The sequence below is a fragment of the Pedobacter nutrimenti genome (assembly GCF_003208655.1).
GTDB lineage: Bacteria > Bacteroidota > Bacteroidia > Sphingobacteriales > Sphingobacteriaceae > Pedobacter > Pedobacter nutrimenti.
The window spans coordinates 180,901-201,950 of sequence record NZ_QKLU01000006.1; the positions used below are offsets into that span (position 1 = coordinate 180,901).

Sequence of the window (21,050 nt, forward strand, 5' to 3'; positions counted from 1 at the left end):
TACTTATCACTTACAACTCAAAAAAGATATGTCTTACAAAAAGGATAATAAATTAAAAAGCAACTTCACTTCAATTACCATTAGCCTGGCCTCTCCTGAAGCAATTCTGGAGCGTTCAAGTGGTGAAGTGTTGAAACCGGAAACCATTAACTACCGTACTTACAAACCTGAACGTGATGGTTTGTTCTGTGAGCGTATTTTTGGTCCTGTTAAAGATTACGAATGCCATTGCGGTAAATACAAACGCATCCGTTATAAAGGAATCGTTTGTGACCGTTGCGGTGTGGAGGTAACAGAGAAAAAAGTACGTAGAGAGCGTATGGGTCACATCAATTTGGTGGTTCCTGTTGCGCACATCTGGTATTTCCGTTCTTTACCAAATAAAATCGGATACTTACTGGGCTTGCCTACAAAAAGACTGGACCTGATCATTTACTACGAGCGTTATGTAGTGATCCAGGCTGGTTTAATGGCAGAACAGGGTATTCAGTATATGGATTTTCTGACTGAAGAAGAGTATCTGGATATTCTGGATAAATTACCGAAAGAGAACCAATACCTGGATGATAAAGATCCTAACAAGTTTGTCGCCAAAATGGGGGCTGAAGCTTTAGAGGACCTTTTAAAACGTATTGATTTGGATACTTTATCCTATAACTTACGTCACCAGGCTGCAAACGAAACTTCTCAGCAACGTAAAAACGAGGCCTTAAAACGCCTGCAGGTTGTAGAGGCTTTCCGTGGTTCAAGAACACGCATTGAGAACAATCCGGAATGGATGATCATTAAGATCGTTCCCGTGATTCCTCCTGAATTGCGTCCGTTAGTGCCTTTGGAAGGTGGTCGTTTTGCAACTTCAGATTTAAATGATCTTTACCGTCGTGTAATTATCAGGAACAACCGTTTAAAACGTTTGATCGAGATTAAAGCACCAGAGGTTATTTTACGTAACGAAAAAAGGATGCTTCAGGAAGCTGTAGATTCTTTATTTGACAATTCACGTAAAGTAAATGCGGTAAAAACTGAAGGTAACCGTGCCCTGAAATCCCTTTCTGACATTCTGAAAGGTAAACAAGGTCGTTTCCGTCAGAACTTATTGGGTAAACGTGTGGATTATTCTGCCCGTTCGGTAATTGTCGTAGGTCCTAACCTGAAATTACACGAGTGCGGTTTACCTAAGGATATGGCAGCCGAGCTGTTCAAACCATTCATCATTCGTAAAATGATTGAAAGGGGTATTGTGAAAACGGTTAAATCTGCAAAGAAAATCGTGGACAGAAAAGATCCCCTGGTTTGGGACATCCTGGAAAATGTATTAAAGGGTCACCCTGTATTGCTTAACCGTGCACCTACGTTGCACAGATTGGGTATCCAGTCTTTCCAACCAAAATTGGTTGAAGGTAAAGCGATCCAGTTGCACCCCTTAGTTTGTACGGCCTTCAACGCGGATTTTGACGGTGACCAGATGGCAGTCCACTTACCTTTAGGTAATGCTGCAATTTTGGAAGCCCAGGTTCTGATGTTGGCTGCACACAATATTTTAAACCCGGCGAACGGTACGCCAATCACAGTACCTTCGCAGGATATGGTTTTGGGTCTTTACTATATTACTAAAGGCCGCAGAACGGATGCAACCAGAGTGGTTAAAGGACAAGATTCTACTTTCTATTCTCCTGAAGAGGTAATTATTGCTTACAATGAGAAGCAAATTGACCTTCACGCCTTTATTAAAGTTAAAGTAAATGTAAAAGAGAACGATGGCAGTATTGTCAATAAACTGATCGAAACTACTGTAGGACGTGTATTGTTCAACCAGATGGTTCCTGAAGAGGTAGGGTATATCAATGAACTGCTGACCAAAAAATCTTTAAGAGATATTATTGGTGAGGTGGTAAAAATCACTGGTATGGCGCGTTCTTCAAGGTTCCTGGATGACATTAAGGAATTAGGTTTCCAAATGGCCTTCAGAGGTGGTCTGTCCTTTAATTTACAGGATGTGAACATCCCTGTGGAAAAACATGCTTTACTGGAGCAGGCTTCCGCAGAGGTAGAAGAGGTAAAGAATAACTATAACATGGGATTCATTACCTTCAATGAGCGTTACAATCAGATCATCGATATCTGGACCCGTATCAATAACCGTCTGACCTCTTATGTAATGACGCAGTTATCGAGCGATAACCAGGGCTTTAACTCTGTGTACATGATGCTTGATTCAGGGGCACGTGGTTCCAAAGAGCAGATTCGTCAGCTTTGCGGTATGCGTGGTCTGATGGCGAAACCTCAGAAATCAGGTTCAGGTGGTGAGATTATTGAAAACCCGATCTTGTCGAACTTTAAAGAAGGATTGTCGGTATTAGAGTACTTTATCTCTACACACGGTGCCCGTAAAGGTTTGGCGGATACGGCTTTGAAAACGGCCGATGCTGGTTACCTGACCCGTCGTTTACACGATGTGGCCCAGGATATGATCGTGAACTCCGAAGATTGCGGTACTTTAAGAGGTATGTATACTACAGCCCTTAAAGATAATGAGGACATCGTTGAGCCATTATACGACAGGGTTCTTGGACGTATTTCTCTGCATGACGTATTTAACCCGCTTGACGGTTCTCTTTTAGTAGGTGCCGGACAGGATATTGATGAGGATATTGCCAGGGCGATTGAAGAATCTCCTTTGGAAGGTATCGAGATCCGTTCTGTACTGACCTGTGAGAACAAAAGAGGTGTTTGTGCATTGTGCTACGGACGTAACCTTGCGACAGGTAAACGTGTTCAGAAAGGGGAGGCAGTTGGTGTAATTGCTGCACAGTCTATCGGTGAGCCGGGTACACAGCTGACTTTACGTACTTTCCACGTGGGTGGTACGGCATCTAACATTGCTGCTGAATCTCAGATCATTGCTAAATTTGATGGTATCATTGAATTTGAAAATGTACGTACTGTAGAGAATGTAACAGAAGAAGGTGTGAACCAGATTGTTCTTGGCCGTTCAGGTGAATTCAAAATTGTTGAGCCTGGAACTGGTAAGATCATCATGACCAATAACATTCCTTACGGTTCATTCTTATATGTTGAAGATGGTGCTAAAATTGCCAAAGGAGACAGAATTTGTTCATGGGATCCATATAACGCGGTAATTATCTCTGAGTTTGCCGGTAAAATTGAATTTGATGCGATTGTTGAAGGGGTTACCTTCCGTGAAGAATCAGATGAGCAGACCGGTCACCGCGAGAAAGTAATTATCGATACACGTGATAAAACTAAAAACCCTTCTGTAAGGGTAGTAGATAAAAAAGGTGAACTGATCAGATCTTACAACATCCCTGTTGGTGCACACATTGCCATCGATGAAGGTGATGCTGTAAAAACAGGACAGATCCTGGTTAAGATTCCTCGTGCAACTGGTAAAACCAGGGATATCACGGGTGGTTTACCTCGTGTAACGGAGCTTTTTGAGGCACGTAACCCTTCTAACCCGGCTGTAGTAACCGAGATTGATGGTGTGGTGACTTTAGGCGGTGTGAAACGTGGTAACCGTGAAATGACCATTGAATCTAAAGATGGTGAAGTTAAAAAGTACTTGGTTCCATTGTCTAAACACATCCTGGTACAGGATAATGACTTTGTAAAAGCAGGTATGCCTTTATCCGATGGTTCAATTTCTCCTGCTGACATCCTTGCCATTAAAGGACCTGCAGCAGTTCAGGAATACCTGGTAAATGGTATCCAGGAAGTGTACCGTTTACAAGGGGTGAAAATTAATGATAAGCACTTTGAAGTGATTGTTCACCAGATGATGCAGAAAGTTCATATTGAAGATCCGGGAGATACGATTTTCTTAGAGAACAACTCTGTTGACCGTTGGGACTTTATGGTAGAGAATGACGAGATCTATGACAAAAAAGTTGTTGTAGAAGCTGGTGATTCGGCAACCATGAAACCTGGTCAGATCGTTTCTTTACGTAAATTAAGAGATGAAAATTCTCAGTTGAAACGTAAAGATCTGAAACAGGTGGAAGTTCGTGATGCAAGACCTGCAACTGCAAGCTCTATCCTTCAGGGTATTACCCGTGCTTCATTAGGAACCAAATCATTTATTTCGGCAGCTTCCTTCCAGGAAACGACCAAAGTATTAAACGAAGCGGCCATTGCCGGTAAACGTGATGAAATGCTTGGACTGAAAGAAAACGTTATTGTGGGGCACCTGATTCCTTCAGGTACCGGAGTACGTGGTTACGAAAGAATCATTGTGGGTTCTCAGGAAGAGTACGATAAATTACTGGCTTCTAAACAAGAAGAAATAGAAGCTTAGTATTTTATATAAATTCATAAAAGTCCCTCTGGCGTTTTGTCCGGAGGGACTTTTTTTTTGCCAGATGATACAGGGTTAAAATTAAAAAACTAGTTTTGCTGTATGGAAGAAACAAACCACGAAAACCAATTGAATATAGAGCTTTCTGAGGATGTGGCAGAAGGGATATTTTCTAATCTGGCCATCATTACGCACTCTAACACAGAGTTTGTCCTGGATTTTATCAGGGTGATGCCAGGCGTACCAAAAGCAAGAGTGAAATCAAGGATCATATTGACACCTGAGCATGCCAAAAGACTGATGAAGGCCATGCAGGAAAATATAGAAAAATATGAAGCTTTGAACGGACGCATCAAAACCCAGGAAGAGCCTCCGGGTTTCCCGATGAACTTTGGTGGCCCTACTGCACAGGCTTAATACAAATTACCCGAAAATTCTTTCTTTGAGATAAGCAAGGATTTTTGGGTAATCATCTGGTTCAAACCATTTGGTGTCCTGGTCTTTACGAAACCAGGTGAGTTGGCGCTTGGCAAAGCGGCGTGTATTTTGTTTGATGGAGCTAATGGCATGTTCCAATGTGCTGTGGCCATCCAGGTAATCAAATATTTCTGAATAACCGACTGTACGCAAGGCATTGAGCGTTCTGTGAGGAAGAAGATTTTTGACTTCTTCAACAAGTCCCGCTCCGATCATTTGATCCACACGGAGGTTAATTCTTTCATATAGTTTTTCTCTTTCTGTATGAAGACCAATTTTTATGATGTTGAAGGGCCTCTGTTTTCTGCTGTTGGTTAAGTGGGCAGAAAGTTTTGAACCTGTAGAGAGAAAAAACTCCAGTCCTCTGACCATGCGTTGGGGGTTGGCCTGATCTACTTTTGCAAAATATTCAGGATCGGCCTGCTGAAGTTGTCTTTTGATTTCTTCAATTCCCTGGTGCTGCAGAATTTCATTCAATTTGGCCCTTATGGCCAGGTCTGTATCAGGAAGATCGTCCAGGCCGTAACAAACGGCATTTATGTACAATCCGGACCCGCCTACCATAATCACCTGATCGTGTTGTTTGAAAAGTAAATCCAGGGTATTGATGGCCTCATTTTCAAAATCTCCGGTGCTGAAAAACGTATTTATGCTATGGGAATTAATGAAATGATGTTTTGCGGCCTGAAGTTCTTCGGGGGAAGGTTTTGCGGTTCCGATTTCCATTTCTTTAAAAAACTGTCTGGAATCGGCAGAGATAATTTCGGTGGAGAATTGCCGGGCCAGCTGTATGGCTAAAGAAGTCTTGCCAATAGCAGTTGGTCCGACAATTACAATAAGGTCTTTTTTAAGACGCATTACAGGCTATTAATAGTCCTCTTCTTTGTGACCATAATCTTCATCACTGTAATTTTCATTATCTGAAAATTCGTCTTCTTCATCTTCCTGGTGGTGGTCATCACTTTCGCTTTCCTCGTCCTCTTCTTTGGCATTGATCCCACTGCCACCCATGGCCTCGAGCTCATCGGTATCTTCGGGAACAAAGTCCATTTCATTTAGAAAATCGAATTCATCTGAAACCGGATTAGAAGAGACCGCAACCGGATTGCTGTTCTTATCAATGATTTTTGGTGCCTCTCCTGTACTTTTAAACAGAAAGGGATATTCTATGCCCGGATCGGTTTCCAGGATAATACGAATCAGCTCTACATGAAAGTCAAAGGGACGTTCAAAATTGTAGGTATAATAGAATTTCTGATGCGGGTCTTCAATAAAGCTGCTCAATTTTGAGGTTTCCATTAAAGCGACCCCACGGTCTGTTTTCCGCTGGTTCGGTAAATAGGCAATTTCGTCTCCTTTTATCCAATTGTCTGCGCTCACATAAAATGAAGAAGATTTCTCGGCATTGTAGCCGGTAGAGCGATGAATTGCACGGTGTAAATCTTCGAAATTCTGGGTAGATTTGATGTCTATTTCCCTAACGACTTCGTCGAAATCTTCAAAACTTATTCTAAATCTATAAATTGCCATTTGAGCCTTATATTTCTCTATAAAATTAAAAAATAAAAATATATTAATTCTGTAAATGTCTTATTTAACGGGTTCAAGTCCGTATTCTTTTGCCTTGGTCAGCATAAACTGTAACGCTTCTTCGTAAGTATTTCTTATCTCCCCTTCCAGTATGGCCTCACGGATCGCATTTTTGATCAAACCAACTTCTTTTCCTGCACCCAGACCGAAAATGCGCATAATGTCATTGCCGGTAACCGGGGGCTGCCAGTTCCTGATCTTATCCCGCTCTTCCACATCTTTGAGCTTCTGTTTAACGAGCTCGAAGTTATTGCGGTATTTTTTTACTTTATATTCATTTTTGGTCGTTACATCTGCATTACACAGCATCATCAGGCTTTCAATATCTTCTCCGGCATCAAAGAGTAACCTCCGCACCGCCGAATCAGTCACCACTTCCTGCGCAAGGACGATAGGACGAAGATGGAGCTGCACCAGTTTTTGCACATATTTCATTTTCTCATTAAGAGGGAGTTTGAGTTGTGCAAAAATCTGTGGGACCATCCGGGCACCCCGGTCTTCATGGCCATGAAAGGTCCAGCCATGGTGTTCGTCAAAACGCTTGGTTGGGGGTTTGGCAATGTCATGCAAAATTGCTGCCCACCTTAACCAGAGGTCAGTGGTGTGCACGCAAATGTTGTCCAGCACCTGTAGGGTATGGTAGAAATTATCCTTATGACCCTTTCCGTTGATGATTTCCACGCCATAGAGGTTGGCCATTTGCGGAAAGATGATTTTAAGCAGGCCTGTATCGAAAAGATATTTGAAACCAACAGAAGGTACTGGGGAGAGGATAATTTTATTCAGTTCATCCGTAATCCTTTCTTTGGACACAATACTGATCCTTTCTTTTTGTTTTTGTATGGCCTTTAAAGCTTTTTCATCGATGCTAAATCCCAGCTGGGAAGCAAAGCGAATGGCCCGCATCATTCTCAGCGGATCATCTGAAAAGGTAATTTCAGGATCAAGCGGGGTGCGGATGAGTTTCTGCTGAAGATCTGTTATCCCGGCAAAAGGATCAACCAGTGTACCGTAGTTTTGCTGGTTTAAAGAAATGGCAAGGGCATTGATGGTAAAGTCCCTTCTCAGCTGATCGTCTTGTATGGTCCCGTTCTCGACAATAGGTTTACGGGAATCGGCCCGGTAGGATTCTTTTCGGGCCCCAACGAATTCTATTTCAAGGTCCTGAAATTTAAGCATGGCCGTACCGAAATTTTTAAAAACAGCTACTTTGGTTTTCAATTGCTGACCAGCCAGTTCTGCAAATTGAATTCCATTGCCCAGTACAACAATGTCAATGTCCTTTGAGGGACGATTTAAAAAAATATCACGAACATATCCTCCAATTACATAGGCTTCAATCTGATGTTGAACCGCAATATCCGCCAGCACCTTGAAAACGGGATGTTTTAAGTGTTCTTTCATTCGTGTTTTTATATTAATCGCTATGAAGCCGGCCTGGAAACTGGTTTCTTAGACAGAAGTACGGGTTTGAGTTTGTGCAAAAGTAATAAATTTACCTTCTAATAAAGGAAAATTGACCACCAGAACCTAATTTCATTATGGTTGATGGCGTTTTGACTGTTCTTAATTCCTGTTCCCAGTCTACTACATAGTCTACCTGCGAAAGGATTTCAGGATCGATTTCATCGAAATACCTGGGGGCGGCTTGTCCGGACAGGTTTGCTGAAGTAGAGGTGATGGGTTTGCGGAAACGCTGGATCAGCTGCTGACAAAAATCATGCTTTGCAATCCTGATGCCGACACTTCCGTCTTCGTTAATGACATTTTTTGCCAGGTTTTTTGCCCCGTCAAAAATAAGGGTCAGCGGTTTTTCTGCATACTCGATCAGATCATAAGCAATTTCAGGAACTTCTGAAACGTAACTTTGAAGCTTGGCATCTGTATCCAGCAAAATGATAAAGCTTTTATCGGCCGGCCGGCCTTTGATCTGATTGATCCTGGCTGCTGCGGCTTCATTGGTGGCATCACAGCCCAAGCCCCAGATGGTATCTGTAGGATAGAGGATAACGCCTCCTTCTTTAAGGACAGCAAGTGCTTTTTCTATTTCAGTTTTTAGCATGGGGCAAAGTTACCATTTAGTGTCTTTAAATAACAATCCATCATGGTTTTTGCCAATAAATGATTTTCAAATTTCTGCACATAATTCAGGCCTTTTTCCCTCATTTGCTGTCCAAGTAAGGGATTTGTCAGGATTTTATTCGCAGCAGCTGCCAGGGAAGCAGGATCCTGGGGATGAACATACATGCTGTCTGGTCCTCCCGCTTCTTCCAGACAGGAACCTGTGGCGGCAATCACCGGAATGCCCGAATATAAAGCCTCTATGATAGGAATTCCAAAACCTTCATAAAAAGAGGGGTAAAGAAAAAGGGCTGCCATCTGATAAACAGAAGGTAAATCTGCAAAGGGCAGGCCCTGCAAAAAGATAACCCTGTCGTTAAGTCTTAGGGTCTCTATTTCCTGCCAGACTTCTTTGATATAAGGCTGGTGTTTTCCTACGGCAACTAGTTTATAATCTGCAGGGATATCTTTTAATGCCCGGATAATTTGCAGCAGGTTTTTACGGGGCTCTATGGTGCCTACGTTAAGGAGGTATTTTTCTGGAAGTTTATATTTTTTGCGGACAGTTTCATTGTGTACCTGTGTTCTGGGTTGTTTGAAGGAATCGTCACAACTTTGATAAACCACATCTATTTTTTTTTCATCCACCTGGTACAGCGAAATAAGGTCTCTTTTGGTACATTCACTAATGGCAATAATGCGATCGCTGTTTTTGCAGGCATACTTACCTTTAAGATCATAGATGTAACGGTCTATGGGCTTGTAATACTGAGGATAACGAAGGTAGATGAGGTCATGAATGGTCACCAGGGATTTGATGTCTTCTTTTTTCAAACCAACAGGGATTTCATGACTCAGGCCATGGAACAAATCAATTGCATCTTTTTTGATCTGTTTTTTTACGCCCATAGTTCTCCACATCAATTTAAGACTGCCTTGTTCAGGCAGTTTCAAAAAGACCTGTTTTTGCTTGAAAAAAGAAAGAATTTGTAGGTGCTCCTTTATTTTTGGAGTATAGACAAAATATTGGTTTTGAGGGAAAGCTTCTGCAAGTTGCGCAATTAAAGAACGGCTATAATTTCCAAGGCCGGTCAGGTTATTTGCTGCTCTCTTTCCATCAAAACCAATTTTCATTTAAACAGCAACGTTATTTTCTCTCAAAGCGTCGTTAAGAGAAGTCTTTTTATCTGTTGATTCTTTACGTTTACCAATGATTAGTGCGCAGGGTACCTGATACTCACCAGCAGGGAATTTTTTTGTATAGCTGCCTGGAATAACTACTGAACGTGCAGGAACAATGCCTTTATGTTCAACTGGGGTACTACCGGTTACATCTATGATTTTTGTAGAAGCCGTAAGCACAACATTTGCGCCTAGAACAGCTTCACGTTCTACACGGACGCCTTCTACCACAATTGCCCTTGAGCCCAAAAAACAATTGTCTTCGATAATTACAGGAGCAGCCTGGATGGGTTCTAAAACACCTCCGATGCCTACACCGCCACTCAAATGAACATGTTTTCCAATCTGTGCGCAGGAGCCTACTGTAGCCCAGGTATCCACCATAGTACCTTCATCAACATAAGCACCAATATTTACATAAGAAGGCATCAGGATTACACCTTTAGCCAGGAAGGCACCATATCTTGCGATACCATGAGGGACCATTCTTACACCTTGTTCTTTGTAATTGGTTTTTAATTTCATCTTATCATGAAATACAAAAGGGCCAACTTCGATTTCCTTCATTTCCCGGATCGGAAAATAAAGGATTACGGCTTTTTTCAGCCATTCATTTATTCCCCAGGAATTCAGCACAGGTTCTGCGACGCGGAGTTCACCACGGTCCAGCATCATAATTGTGGTTTCTATGGCTTCACAATACTGGCTGTACTCCAGTAAGGTTCTGTCTTCCCAGGCGGCTTCTATCAGCTTTTTTAATTCTGCGATCATGATTAAATTTAATTTTTGACAAAATAAATGAAAATTATGTATTGAGCGATGTTTTTCAATAGATATTTGTTGTTTTTTGTATGGAAAGGACCCTGGATTTGTGTTTTTTACCCCCTGATGTGAATTCTTCTCTGTTCTTGTGTATTTTTGCTTTTTATGGCAGAACAAGAAAAACTTAGGATCGATAAATATCTATGGTCAATACGTTTGTTTAAGACCAGAAGCCTGGCCACAGAGGCTTGTAAGGCAGGCAGGGTTAAATTAAACGGACAGAACATCAAACCTTCGGCTATCGTTAAGCCAGGGGATGTTTACCAGGTATCAAAAGGAATTGAGAAAAAGGTAATTGAAGTGTTGGAACTGCTATACAACCGGGTAGAATCAAAAATTGCCGTCACAAAGTATAAAGATATTACTCCCCTGGAGGAAACACATGCTTTTAAATCTATGTTTCATGCACCTGTGCTCAAAAGAGACAGAGGGGCAGGCCGGCCGACCAAAAGGGACCGCAGAGAAATTGATGATCTTACTGAAGGTCTTTTTGAGGAAGATAAATAAAGCAGCAATTCCGGCAAAAGAAATACTTTACCGGAATTGTGGTTTTTTAGTAATCTGTACGCATTTCCGATTGTTCCCACAGCCTGAAAGCTTGTGCGGCTTCATCCCTCATGAGCTGATGAACAGGTAAACTTCTTTTTTCCATGGGCTTGTCCAGTTCATCATAAATAAATTGATCGTCAAAGCCTATATGGCCTGCGTCGGCTTTGGTATTTCCATAATAAATGGTGCTGATTCTTGCCCAATAAATGGCACTCAGACACATTGGGCAGGGTTCACAACTGGTGTACACCACGCAGCCACTCAGATCGAATGTATTCAATGCTGTACAGGCCAACCGGATGGCAGAAACTTCTGCATGAGCAGTTGGGTCGTTGGTAGAGGTTACTTTATTCCCGCTTTGGGCAATAATTTGTCCGTCTTTTACAATAACGGCTCCGAAAGGACCTCCTATATTTTCCTGAACATTTTTTTCGGACAGTTCGATGGCAATGCGCATGAACTTTTCGTGTTGTGCTGAGTTTTCCATATCAGATGATTTAAATTATTAACTGCAAAAAAAATGCCCCGAAATTCAGGGCATTTCAATGATGCTGAATAAAATGATTATTTCTTTTCTGCTTTATAACCTTCGTTAAGACCTTTGATCACTTCGCTGGTTACATCCAGGCTTTCATCTGCAAAAAGAATTGCACTGTTGCCTTTTGAATAGGTAAGAACCATTTTGAAGCCTTTTTTCTTGGCATACACTTTTAAATAGTCTGCTACTTTATCGTAAAGTTTTTCCTGTTCTGCAGCCTGATCACGTTGCAATGCAGAACCTGCATTTTGTTGGTAAGCTTGTAATTCCTGTTGTTTACGGGCCAGTCTTTGTTCAGTTGCCGCACGCTGATCTGCAGGAAGTGTGTTTTGCTGTTGTTGGTACTGGGCAACTTCTCTTTGGAAAGCTTGTGTTTTTGCGCCCATATCACCTTGTGCAGCTTTGGTTTTGGTTTCCATTTTTGCTTGCAGATCTTTGAAATACTGGTATTTGGTAAGTAAAGAGTCAGAGTTTACATAAACGATCTGATCTTTGCCTGCAACGGCTGCGGTCTCTGTTTTTGCAGTAGTGGCAGTGTTCGTTGCGCCTTCTTTGTTACTGCAAGAAGCCATAACGGAAACTAAGGCAACAGCAGTGGCCAGGCCGCCTAGTTTTAGTGTGTTCATTTTCATGTATCTTAATTAATTGTCTGTTCTTATTTGTACGCTTTTTCGCAGCTTTTGTATAAAGCAGGGCTGCTAAAGTTCAGCAAATATAAAATTTCAAATTTAGTATCCTAAATAAAGTGATTTTAAGGCCGTTTTTATGTCATTTTCAGCTTAAATAGTTATCCACATTTACGGTAAATTGGCCATAAATCGTTATTTTTGTATTTATATTTTTTATTAAAATTTATGAGCGAAGAAAAAGATCCAAAGTCAAATTATTCGGCAGATAATATACAGGTATTAGAAGGTTTAGAAGCGGTGCGTAAGCGCCCTTCGATGTATATAGGAGATACCGGAGTTAAAGGTTTGCACCATTTGGTTTATGAGGTAGTCGACAACTCAATTGATGAGGCATTGGCAGGACATGCTGATACCATCTATGTAAATATTCTAAAAGACAACTCGATCCGGGTTGAAGATAATGGACGTGGTATTCCAACAGGAATCAATACTAAAGAGCAAAAATCAGCACTGGAAATTGTAATGACCGTTTTACATGCCGGTGGTAAATTCGATAAAGATACCTATAAAGTTTCCGGAGGTCTGCACGGGGTAGGGGTAAGTTGTGTGAACGCTTTATCCACACACCTGAAAGCCGAGGTACACCGTGAAGGCAAAATCTGGGTACAGGAATACAACATTGGTAAGCCTTTGTATGATGTAAAATCAATTGGCGAAACGGATAAAAGAGGTACAATTGTAACTTTTACACCCGATGCAAGTATTTTTACCCAAACAACGGAATATCGTTATGATACCCTGGCTTCGAGGTTAAGAGAACTTGCTTTTTTAAATAAAGGAATTAAACTGACTTTAACAGATGAGCGCGAAACAGGAGAAAACGGAGAGTTTCTTTCGGAAGTATTCCATTCTGAAGGTGGCTTGAAGGAGTTTGTTCAGTTTCTGGATGGTAACCGCCCTTCACTAATTGAAGAACCAATTTATGTAGAAGGCATTAAAAGCGGTATCCCGGTAGAACTTGCTCTTCAGTATAATGACAGTTATACAGAAAATGTACATTCCTATGTGAATAACATTAATACGCATGAGGGGGGTACGCATATCGCCGGTTTCAGAAGGGGGCTTACCCGTACGCTGAAGGCTTATGCAGATAAATCTGGTTTGTTGAAAAACGTAAAGTTTGAGATTACCGGAGATGATTTTCGTGAAGGATTAACCGCTGTTGTTTCTGTGAAGGTACAGGAACCTCAGTTTGAGGGGCAGACCAAAACCAAATTGGGTAACTCAGAGGTAATGGGTGCGGTAGATGTCGCTGTGGGCGAGGCCTTAAATAATTATCTGGAGGAAAATCCAAGGGAAGCTAAACTGATCATCAACAAGGTGATTCTTGCTGCAACTGCACGCGCAGCAGCACGTAAAGCCCGTGAGATGGTTCAGCGCAAGAGTGTAATGGGTGGTTCAGGACTTCCTGGTAAACTGGCTGATTGTTCAGACAGCGATCCGGAAAAATGTGAAATATACCTGGTGGAGGGAGACTCTGCGGGTGGTACGGCGAAACAAGGCCGTGACCGTAATTTCCAGGCGATCCTTCCTTTAAAAGGAAAAATCCTGAATGTGGAAAAAGCAATGGAACATAAGATCTATGAAAATGATGAGATCAAAAATATGTTTACGGCTATTGGAGTAAGTATCGGTACCCCTGAGGATGATAAGGCTTTAAACTTAACCAAATTGCGTTACCATAAGATTGTGATCATGACCGATGCGGATATCGACGGATCTCACATTACTACCCTGATTTTAACTTTCTTTTTCAGGTATATGAAAGCCCTGATTGAAGCGGGCTATGTATATATTGCAGCTCCGCCACTATATATGGTTAAAAAAGGGAAAGAGTTTGAATACTGCTGGAATGATCAGCAGCGTGATGCCGCCGTTCAGCGTTTAAAAGGTGCTGGTAAAGAGGAAAGCGTACATATTCAGCGCTATAAAGGTTTGGGCGAGATGAACGCAGAACAATTGTGGGATACCACATTAAATCCTGCAACACGTACCTTATTACAGGCTACTATTGAAAATGCTGCAGAGTGTGACCATACTTTCTCTATGTTAATGGGGGATGAAGTGGCACCAAGACGTGATTTTATTGAGCGTAATGCAAAATATGCTAAAATTGATGCTTAATCGTAAAGACGATTAGACTAAGATAAAAAGGCTGGTGATCATCACCGGCCTTTTTTATTTATACAATTTGAGTGTAAGTTTTTTGTAATTGATCACACCGCGGTACTGTACCAGAATATCCCCTCCAATAATTCCGGCAATAACCGGATGTCCAAGTTGCTGATAGGTTTCGTTGACGCTTTGCAGGTCCAGTCCGACAGCCGCATATTTTTTTAGTTTCAGGCTGCCCAGTTTTAAAACCGGAACAGTTGCAGTTAAAGTATTGGAGGTACTGAATAGCGTGGTTGCATAACTCTCATCGGTACTAGGCTCCTCAGCGGAAGGGTTTTCTGTAAGGTGTTGCTCCAAAAGGGTTTTGTCAAATACAGATCTGGAAGCTCCTGTATCCAGAACAGCTAAATGACTTTGCTTAAAAATGACAATTTCCACCAGGAGGTGGAAACCGTCATCTTGTAAGTTGATCAATTTTAAAGGGATGGTGATGCTGCTCATTACAATCAGATCAGTTTCATCTCTGTCAGTACGCTGTTCATGTTGCGGACTGCATCTGCACTTTTGTTGAATGCAGCCTGTTCGGTTTCATTTAGTTTATAATCAATAATGGATTCCCAGCCATTGCGGCCAATCACTACAGGGACGCCAAGACAGATGTCTTTTTGACCATATTCACCATCTAAAGCTACAGAACAGGTAAATAATTTTTTCTCATCGCGCACAATGCTCTCCACCAGGGCGGCTCCGGCAGCTCCGGGAGCATACCATGCTGACGTACCGATTAAGCCTGTCAGAGTGGCCCCGCCCACCATGGTGGCTGCTGCAACTTTAGCCAGGGCAGCCTCATCGAGAAGATTGCTGACCGGTAAACTTTGATAAGTGGCAAAGCGGGTCAGTGGAATCATGGTGGTGTCTCCGTGGCCTCCAATGACAAATGCCTGAAGGTCATTGGCACTACAGTTTAATGCTTCGCTGAGGTAATATTTAAAACGGGAATTATCAAGGGCGCCGCCCATTCCGATAATTTTGTTTTTAGGCAATCCAAGAGATTTTAAGGCCAGATAGGTCATCGTGTCCATTGGGTTGCTGATCACGATAATGATGGCATCCGGAGAGTACTTAAGGATGTTTTCTGCAACACCTTTGACAATGCCTGCATTGATCCCAATGAGCTCTTCCCTGGTCATTCCAGGTTTACGTGGCAGGCCCGAGGTAATTACGGCGACTGCAGAACCGGCTGTTTTACTATAATCAGCAGTTACACCGGTAATTTTGGTGTCAAAGCCTAAAAGAGCGGCAGTCTGCATCATGTCAATCGCTTTGCCTTCTGCAAAACCTTCTTTAATATCTAATAGAACAAGTTCCTGTGCTAATTCTTTTCTGGCAATATTATCAGCGCATGTGGCGCCAACGGCTCCTGCCCCTACAACAGTTATCTTCATATCGTATATGTTTTATTGGAATTCCATTAATATGTGAACAAGTTAGAAATTTACTCCTTTATAAAAAATGCTTTTTAAAACTTTATGTTTGCTTGCTGGTTTTATGATAAAGAATTTACATTTGCTTAATACTAAATAAATAAGCCCTGGATATGGATAATATACCCGTTGAAAAAGTCGATGTGCTCTCCTATGCCGGAAAATGGTACTCACTTTATTCCATACCAACTTTTATGGATAAACATTGGCGTCAAACCACGGAAACCTATGTGATACATCCCGATGGATATTACGCTGTATTTACAACCTATAAGGTAATTGGAGAGAACAAACAAAAGTATTTCAGATCAAAGCTGTTCACAGTACGCAAAACAGGGAATGCCAGATATAAAGCGCAGCTGGTCTGGCCATTTAAGGTTGATTATTGGGTAATAGAGCTGGCCGACGATTATTCTTACGTCGTGGTAGGACATCCAAAGCATAAATATCTTTTTATTATGGCCAGAAAGCCTTTCATGGAAAAAGAACTGCTCGACAGTATTATTTTCCGTTGCCATCAAAAGGGTTATGCCACTTCAAAGCTGGTTTCACAGGAACATAAACAGACTGCAAAACAAAAAATGATGGCGCATTAAAAAATCTAAATTACAAGCATGGGATTTAAAAAATCCGTAATTTTGAAAGGTCTTATCGTTTTTTAGAGCAAGGAGTCTTAATTATCCCATATGTATTTGATTTTTGATACCGAAACTACTGGTTTACCAGGTAATTTTAATGCGCCTATAACCAATACGGATAACTGGCCGCGTTGTATACAAATTGCCTGGCAGCTTCATGATGAGTTTGGGGTATTGGTCGAACACCAGGATTATTTGGTTAAGCCAAATGGCTTTAATATTCCTTATGATGCGGAACGTATACACGGGATTTCTACTGAACTTGCACTGGAACAGGGAATAGAGCTGCAGGAAGTTTTGGCAAAGTTCAATATTGCTTTGTCAAAGGCCGATTACATAGTCGGACAGAACATTGGTTTCGATGTGAACATCATGGGCTGCGAATTTTATCGCTACAGCGTAGACAACCGCCTGGCAGATATGCCAGTCCTGGATACCTGTACCGAGCTGACAGCAGACCTTTTAAAACTTCCGGGAGGTAGGGGTGGTCGTTTTAAACTGCCAAATTTAACAGAACTTCACCAGTATTTATTTGGTGAGCCTTTTGCCGAAGCGCATAATGCGACTGCCGATGTGGAGGCCACTACAAGATGTTTTTTGCAGTTGCTCAAAATCGATGCGTTTAAACCAGAGCAACTACAGAAATCCCCGGATTATTTAAAGGAATTTAAAGAACGGAATCCGGGTGTCATTCAAAGGGCAGGACTGAAGCATGTTAACCTCAAAGCAGCCTCTGATGACATCAGGGCGAGACTAAAAAAAGCAGAGGGCGACGGGCCATCGAAACAAACTTTAAAGGAAAACCAGCAGGAACTTAAAGAGGCTACTTTTGTTCATTTGCACAACCATACCCAATTTTCTGTATTACAGTCAACAATCAACATTCCTGATCTTATTAAAGCTACGGCCGCAGATAAAATGCCTGCTGTAGCCATGACCGATCATGCGAATATGATGGGGGCTTTTCACTTTGTGAACCAGGTACTCAATTACAATAAAGGTGCCGAGGCCAGAAATCAGGCCGCTGTGGAAAAGGGAGAGGAACCATCGGATGTCATTATTAAGCCCATAGTAGGTTGTGAATTCTACGTTTGCGAAGACCACCAGGACAAGAGCAGGAAAGATAATGGTTTCCAGATTGTTTTAATGGCCAAGAATAAAAATGGCTACCATAACCTGGCTAAAATGTCCTCTATCGCCTATACAAAAGGTTTTTACTATGTTCCACGGATTGACAGAAGGGTGATAGAACAATACAAGGAAGATATTCTGGTCCTTTCTGGTAATTTATACGGAGAGATACCAAGTAAACTTTTAAATATTGGAGAGAAACAGGCCGAAGAAGCTTTACTTTGGTGGAAGGAGCAGTTTAAAGACGATTTTTATATAGAATTGCTTCGTCATAACCAGGACGATGAAAATATTGTAAACAAATCACTGATCAGCCTTGCTAAAAAACATGAAGTTAAGCTGGTCGCCACCAATAATACCTATTACATTAATAAGAAGGATGCCAATGCACACGACATTCTGCTTTGTGTAAAAGATGGTGAAAAACAGGCTACGCCAATAGGCCGGGGGCGTGGCTACCGTTATGGCTTACCTAATCAGGAGTATTATTTCAAATCTGCTGAAGAAATGAAGGCACTCTTTGCAGACCTTCCGGAAGCCATTGTGAACATTCAGGAAATTGTAGATAAATTCGAAAGCTATAAGTTGGCCAGAGAAGTCCTGTTGCCCAAATTTGATATTCCTGAGGAATTTTTGGTTGCCGAAGATGAACAGGATGGCGGAAAAAGAGGAGAGAATAAATACCTGGCCCATTTGACTTATGTGGGGGCCGGAAAACGGTATGGGGAAATTACGCCGGATATCCGGGAGCGTTTGGATTTTGAATTACAAACCATAGAAAAAACAGGTTATCCGGGCTATTTTCTTATCGTACAGGATTTTATCGCTGAAGCGAGAAACCTGGATGTTTCTGTGGGGCCGGGAAGGGGCTCTGCGGCTGGCTCTGCGGTTGCCTATTGTCTGGGTATTACCAATATAGATCCAATTAAGTACGATTTGCTATTTGAGCGTTTTCTTAATCCGGATCGGGTATCCATGCCCGATATTGATATAGATTTTGATGACGAGGGCCGTGGAAGGGTGATGGATTATGTGATTAAGAAATACGGTTCTAATCAGGTTGCCCAGATCATCACCTATGGTACTATGGCTGCCAAATCTTCTATTAGGGATACAGCAAGGGTTTTGGACTTGCCACTGTTTGAAGCAGATAAAATTGCCAAGCTGATTCCGAACATGAAGCTGGCAAAGATCTTTAACCTGGATGAAAAAAACCTGAAAGAAGCTTTAAGGGCAGACGAGTACGAAAAGGTGGTAGAGTTAAAGGCGATGGCGGGGTCTAAAGACCTTAGTGCCGAAACGATACAACAGGCTAAAATTCTGGAAGGCTCTCTTAGAAATACCGGTATTCATGCCTGCGGGGTAATTATTACACCCGACGACATTACCAATTTTGTGCCTGTAGCTACGGCGAAAGACTCCGATCTGTATGTTACCCAGTTTGACAACTCTGTGGTGGAAAGTGCCGGATTACTTAAAATGGACTTTCTGGGTTTAAAGACTTTAACCCTAATTAAAGATACGGTAAAACTGGTCAAGCTAAGAAGTGGGATAGAGATAGATCCAGATCAGATTCCTATTGATGATGTGAAAACTTATGAATTGTTCCAGAGGGGAGAGACCATAGGTATTTTTCAGTACGAATCCAGTGGGATGCAGAAGTACATGAAAGAACTGAAACCAACGGTTTTTGGGGACTTGATTGCGATGAATGCCTTGTACCGTCCCGGACCACTGGAGTATATCCCAAGCTTTGTCAGGAGGAAAAATGGTGAAGAGGAAATTCAGTATGACCTGGACGCCTGTGAGGAATACCTTAAAGAAACGTATGGAATTACTGTTTATCAGGAACAGGTGATGCTTTTGTCCCAGAAACTGGCTGGCTTTACCAAAGGTGAGGCAGACGTTTTGCGTAAAGCGATGGGTAAAAAACAAAAGGACGTTCTGGATAAGATGAAACCTAAATTTGTTTCCCAGGCGGCGGAAAAAGGACATGCCGCCCAGACTTTAGAGAAAATCTGGAAGGATTGGGAGGCTTTTGCCTCCTATGCGTTTAACAAATCGCACTCGACTTGTTATGCCTGGATTGCGTATCAGACGGCCTATTTGAAAGCACACTATCCTGCCGAATATATGGCAGCTGTTCTTTCAAATAATATGAGTGATATTAAGCAGGTGGCTTTTTTTATGGAAGAATGCAGACAGATGAACGTGCAGGTACTAGGTCCAGATGTCAATGAGTCGGATATTAAATTCTCTGTAAACGACAGGGGAGAAGTGCGTTTTGGCTTGTCAGGTGTTAAGGGGGTAGGAGAAAAAGCGGTAGAAAGTATTATTGAAGAGCGTAGTGAAAAAGGTCACTTTGCAACGGTATATGATTTTGCCAAACGTTCCAATACCCGTACAGTAAATAAAAAAGCATACGAAAGCTTTGTCTACAGCGGAGCTTTTGACAGTTTCGGATTTCACAGGGCACAATATTTCCACGTCGGAATTAACGATAAACTGAATGGAATTGAGAAGCTGATTAAGTATGCGAATGATTTCCAGAATAATGAATCTTCTTCGCAATCCTCCCTTTTTGGAGGAACGGTAGCTGATCTTATTCTTGAACCAGCATTGCCCGTCGCTCCGGAATGGGGATTGATCGATAAACTTAAATACGAGAAAGATGCGATTGGTATCTTTTTAAGCGGTCATCCGCTGGACAATTATAAGTTTGAGCTGGATAATTTTTGTATTCATAAGGTGAAGCACATGAGCATCATCAATAAAATACGGACCGGTGACACCAACGAAGAAGTCCTTGCCGAGTTTGAAAGCCTCAAGAACCGGGAACTGGTGATTGGAGGTTTGGTGGTGATGGCTGCCCAGCGTATGACTAAAACCGGTAAACCCTTTGGTACTGTGGTTTTCGAAGATTACGATGACAGTAGTGAACTGGCTTTGTTTGGTGAAGACTTTATTAAATTTAAACAATTTCTCACTGAGGGTTACTTTTTACAGATTCGCGGCCGGGTAGGTGAACGGTTCAGGAAAGAAGGAGATTGGGAGTTTAAAATTACATCGATCGCTTTGTTGTCCGACCTGAGGGATAAACTGGCCAAATGCCTGACCATTCAAATTCCCATAGAAGGGATTAATGAAAACTTTTTACGAAATATGGATGCAATTCTGGAAGAAAACAGGGCCAGTACGGAGCAGCAGAATTGTAAACTCCATTTTGCGGTTTATGACCGGGAGCAGAATATTTTGTTGGACCTTCCGTCAAAGTCTTTAAAGATCAATCCAAGTAATCAGTTTTTGGAACAATTGACTGCTTTGAATGTTGTCAATTATAAGTTGAACTAATGTCATTTTGGCATTGTATGTAGGATGGCATTAGTATTGATTATATATATTTGTAATGAAAAAAGGCACAACAGATTAAAATCCTGCTCATTCTGCCTTGTATAAGCA

Annotated in this window: 16 protein-coding genes; 6 read left to right on the forward strand and 10 right to left on the reverse strand. The window is 41.8% G+C overall.

All coding sequences use genetic code 11. The features are described from left to right. Positions 1-28: 28 nt before the first annotated feature. Together rpoC and B0O44_RS17515 are read left to right on the forward strand one after the other, a co-directional pair. A complete protein-coding gene (gene rpoC / locus B0O44_RS17510; protein WP_110833385.1) occupies positions 29-4,315 on the forward strand; it encodes a DNA-directed RNA polymerase subunit beta' in 4,287 nt (1,428 codons plus the stop codon). Positions 4,316-4,417: 102 nt separating this feature from the next. Then, a complete protein-coding gene (locus tag B0O44_RS17515; RefSeq protein ID WP_110833388.1) occupies positions 4,418-4,732 on the forward strand; it encodes a DUF3467 domain-containing protein in 315 nt (104 codons plus the stop codon). A gap of 6 nt (positions 4,733-4,738) precedes the next feature. Here the strand turns inward: B0O44_RS17515 and miaA are convergent, their stop codons facing one another. From miaA to B0O44_RS17545, 6 genes are all read right to left on the reverse strand, one after another. Further along, positions 4,739-5,650, reverse strand: coding sequence for a tRNA (adenosine(37)-N6)-dimethylallyltransferase MiaA (miaA, locus tag B0O44_RS17520; protein WP_110833390.1), 912 nt, complete (start codon positions 5,648-5,650; stop codon positions 4,739-4,741). Between the two features lie 9 nt (positions 5,651-5,659). After that, a complete protein-coding gene (locus tag B0O44_RS17525) occupies positions 5,660-6,322 on the reverse strand; it encodes an IS1096 element passenger TnpR family protein (RefSeq protein WP_110833393.1) in 663 nt (220 codons plus the stop codon). 60 nt (positions 6,323-6,382) lie between these two features. Next, positions 6,383-7,786, reverse strand: a complete 1,404-nt coding sequence (locus B0O44_RS17530; protein WP_110833395.1) for a CCA tRNA nucleotidyltransferase — start codon at positions 7,784-7,786, stop codon at positions 6,383-6,385. Between the two features lie 91 nt (positions 7,787-7,877). Beyond that, entirely contained in the window at positions 7,878-8,444 is a 567-nt protein-coding gene (locus B0O44_RS17535; protein ID WP_110833398.1) for an L-threonylcarbamoyladenylate synthase, read from the reverse strand. Next, positions 8,438-9,577: a glycosyltransferase family 4 protein gene (locus B0O44_RS17540; RefSeq protein WP_110833401.1), complete on the reverse strand. Its 1,140-nt coding sequence runs from the start codon at positions 9,575-9,577 to the stop codon at positions 8,438-8,440. Before B0O44_RS17540 ends, B0O44_RS17535 begins: the two co-directional genes overlap by 7 nt. Further along, positions 9,578-10,396 carry a 2,3,4,5-tetrahydropyridine-2,6-dicarboxylate N-succinyltransferase gene (locus B0O44_RS17545; RefSeq protein ID WP_211321403.1) on the reverse strand — a complete coding sequence of 273 codons (819 nt, stop codon included), beginning with the start codon at positions 10,394-10,396 and terminating at the stop codon, positions 9,578-9,580. A 156-nt stretch (positions 10,397-10,552) separates the two neighbouring features. Between B0O44_RS17545 and B0O44_RS17550 the strand changes: the two genes are divergently transcribed. Next, positions 10,553-10,954 carry an RNA-binding S4 domain-containing protein gene (locus B0O44_RS17550; protein ID WP_110833403.1) on the forward strand — a complete coding sequence of 134 codons (402 nt, stop codon included), beginning with the start codon at positions 10,553-10,555 and terminating at the stop codon, positions 10,952-10,954. Positions 10,955-11,000: 46 nt separating this feature from the next. On the opposite strand, the gene B0O44_RS17555 is transcribed toward B0O44_RS17550, so the two are convergent. Continuing rightward, on the reverse strand, positions 11,001-11,483 hold the full coding sequence (locus B0O44_RS17555) for a nucleoside deaminase (protein WP_110833405.1): 483 nt from the start codon (positions 11,481-11,483) through the stop codon (positions 11,001-11,003). A gap of 77 nt (positions 11,484-11,560) precedes the next feature. Beyond that, positions 11,561-12,166: an OmpH family outer membrane protein gene (locus B0O44_RS17560; RefSeq protein ID WP_110833407.1), complete on the reverse strand. Its 606-nt coding sequence runs from the start codon at positions 12,164-12,166 to the stop codon at positions 11,561-11,563. Positions 12,167-12,388: 222 nt separating this feature from the next. Between B0O44_RS17560 and gyrB the strand changes: the two genes are divergently transcribed. Further along, on the forward strand, positions 12,389-14,347 hold the full coding sequence (gene gyrB, locus B0O44_RS17565; protein WP_110833409.1) for a DNA topoisomerase (ATP-hydrolyzing) subunit B: 1,959 nt from the start codon (positions 12,389-12,391) through the stop codon (positions 14,345-14,347). 54 nt (positions 14,348-14,401) lie between these two features. Here the strand turns inward: gyrB and B0O44_RS17570 are convergent, their stop codons facing one another. Both B0O44_RS17570 and B0O44_RS17575 read right to left on the reverse strand, forming a co-directional pair. After that, on the reverse strand, positions 14,402-14,839 hold the full coding sequence (locus B0O44_RS17570) for an aspartyl protease family protein (protein ID WP_110833411.1): 438 nt from the start codon (positions 14,837-14,839) through the stop codon (positions 14,402-14,404). 5 nt (positions 14,840-14,844) lie between these two features. Then, positions 14,845-15,783 carry a malate dehydrogenase gene (locus B0O44_RS17575; protein ID WP_110833413.1) on the reverse strand — a complete coding sequence of 313 codons (939 nt, stop codon included), beginning with the start codon at positions 15,781-15,783 and terminating at the stop codon, positions 14,845-14,847. A 152-nt stretch (positions 15,784-15,935) separates the two neighbouring features. Between B0O44_RS17575 and B0O44_RS17580 the strand changes: the two genes are divergently transcribed. Next, positions 15,936-16,418 (forward strand): lipocalin family protein, encoded by a 483-nt coding sequence (locus B0O44_RS17580; RefSeq protein WP_110833415.1) that lies wholly within the window; start codon positions 15,936-15,938, stop codon positions 16,416-16,418. Positions 16,419-16,508: 90 nt separating this feature from the next. Next, on the forward strand, positions 16,509-20,942 hold the full coding sequence (gene dnaE, locus B0O44_RS17585; RefSeq protein ID WP_110833417.1) for a DNA polymerase III subunit alpha: 4,434 nt from the start codon (positions 16,509-16,511) through the stop codon (positions 20,940-20,942). Positions 20,943-21,050: the final 108 nt, after the last annotated feature.